Origin of the sequence: Actinoplanes sp. NPDC048791 (assembly GCF_040650095.1) — a bacterium.
In the GTDB taxonomy this organism is placed as follows: Bacteria; Actinomycetota; Actinomycetes; order Mycobacteriales; family Micromonosporaceae; genus Actinoplanes.
Genome location: NZ_JBEZGQ010001504.1, coordinates 1 through 1,534, shown reverse-complemented (window position 1 = coordinate 1,534; position 1,534 = coordinate 1). Strand labels below are relative to the sequence as shown.

Below are 1,534 nucleotides of genomic sequence, written 5' to 3'. Positions count from 1 at the left end.
GCAACATGCCGGCCGACGACCCGGGCCTACCGCGCCCCGAGCAGGCGATCGCTGCCGGCGGTGACCTCGAGGCGGCGGGACGGGACTTCGTCCGGGCGGTGAACCAGCTGCCCGACATCAAGACCGGCGAACGCGAGGACGCCGCGGCGGCGGTGGCCCGGGTTGCCGGTGACCACACCGAGGCGGCCGGGGCCCGGTTCGACGCCGAACGCGATTTCTGAATCCCGCGCCAATTTCCGAGAAAACGTTACGCGGAAGGTCCTCACAAAGTCGCTCACCAATGGCTAATCCGCGCCTTGATGAGCCGGAAACCTTCTGGCAACATGGGCTTCTCGGGAGCGCTCCCAATCATCGTCACTCCGCGTCCCGGAATCAATGTCGGCGCAGTTGTGAACGTTAACAACTGGTCACCCCTCCCCCACTCCTGAAGGAGAACGACCCATGGAAGTGTCCGCCCGTCCCCGGCGGCCTCGCTGGATCCGTACGGCCCTGGCGTCCCTGGCGCTGGTGGCCACCGCCGGAACCGTCGCGATCACCGCCACCGAGGCCTCAGCCGCGACGATCGATACGAGTGCGTCGTACATTCTGGTCAACCGCACCAGCGGCAAGGCGTTGGATGTGTACAACCTGGCCACCAATGACGGCGCCCGGATCACCCAGTGGGCGCGTAACGACGGTGCTCAGCAGCAGTGGCAGTTCGTCGATTCCGGTGGTGGTTTCTACCGGCTCAAGTCCCGACTGTCGGGCAAGGTCCTCGACGTGTACAACTGGTCGACCGCTGACGGTGGCGCGATCGTGCAGTACACCGACAACAACGCCGCGAACCAGCAGTTCAGCATCCAGGACATCGACGGCTACATCCAGCTGATCAACCGCAACAGCGGCAAGGCGCTGGAAGTGCAGGGCGCCTCGACCGCGGACGGCGCGAACATCGTGCAGTACGCCGACTGGAACGGCGCCAACCAGCAGTGGCAGCTCGTCCGCGTCGGTAGCACCACGCCGACCACCCCGACGACACCGCCGCCGGGCGGATCCTGCACCCTGCCGACGTCGTACCGGTGGAGCTCGACCGGTCAGCTGGCCACCCCGAAGGCCGGGTGGGCCTCGCTGAAGGACTTCACCACCGCGCCGTACAACGGCAAGCAGCTGGTCTACGCCACCACCCACGGCAACACCTCGACCAGCGGCTGGGGCTCGATGAACTTCAGCCTGGTCAACAACTTCAACGAGTTGGGCTCGGCCAGCCAGAACACGATGAGCCAGGGCACCGTGGCGCCGTCGCTGTTCTACTTCGCGCCGAAGAACATCTGGGTGCTGACCTACCAGTGGGGCGCGACCGCGTTCTCCTACCGCACGTCCAACGACCCGACCAACGCCAACGGCTGGTCCGCGGCGCAGCCCCTGTTCTCCGGCAGCATCACGGGTTCGGGGACCGGGCCGATCGACCAGACGGTCATCGGTGACGGCACGAACATGTACCTGTTCTTCGCCGGCGACAACGGCAAGATCTACCGGGCCAGCATGCCGATCGGGA

The 1,534-nt window shown here is 66.2% G+C and carries 2 protein-coding genes; both read left to right on the top strand.

All coding sequences use genetic code 11. The features are described 5' to 3' along the window. A partial coding sequence (locus tag AB0C29_RS47895; protein WP_360834968.1) for a hypothetical protein occupies positions 1 to 221 on the top strand: 221 nt, incomplete at its 5' end. Positions 222 to 441: 220 nt separating this feature from the next. After that, positions 442 to 1,534: non-reducing end alpha-L-arabinofuranosidase family hydrolase (locus AB0C29_RS47890; RefSeq protein ID WP_360834966.1), on the top strand; the 1,093-nt coding region annotated here is incomplete at its 3' end.